Source organism: Bacillus sp. SIMBA_031 (assembly GCF_046535225.1).
Classification (GTDB): Bacteria; Bacillota; Bacilli; order Bacillales; family Bacillaceae; genus Bacillus; species Bacillus velezensis.
Window position 1 is genome coordinate 1 of sequence record NZ_JAWRXC010000059.1, and the last position, 377, is coordinate 377.

Annotated in this window: 1 pseudogene; it reads left to right on the forward strand. The window is 59.4% G+C overall.

The window, feature by feature from the left end:
• Positions 1 to 243: pseudogene (gene metX / locus SB724_RS19505) on the forward strand (homoserine O-acetyltransferase); the annotation flags it as partial.
• Positions 244 to 377 lie beyond the last annotated feature (134 nt).

Consider the following 377-nt stretch of genomic DNA (forward strand, 5'->3'; position numbering starts at 1 on the left):
TCCCATGACGTCACCCGGGGCCGGGGTGGTCTGCAGCAGTCCCTGTCCCGCGCAACTGCGGAATTCTTCGTGGCCGCAGTAGACACCGATCGGCTGTACTTCCCGGCGCAATCACGCGAACTTGCCGCTGCCCTGCCAGGTGATGTTGCGGTCCATGTCATCGAGGCGCCGATCGGGCATGACGGCTTCCTCACGGAAATCGGGCAGCTGTCAGCGCAGCTCGGTGAGGCGTTCTTCAGCTAAGAAGCCGTTTGCAACAATTCGACTTTTTTCGGCCTCCTTCCATGACTTTCAAGGGCTTCACTCAGGTCCGGCCCATAACCTCCAGCCATGATGTCAAAAACCCTTGTGATTAACGTGGGCCTGGGCGCTGTCAT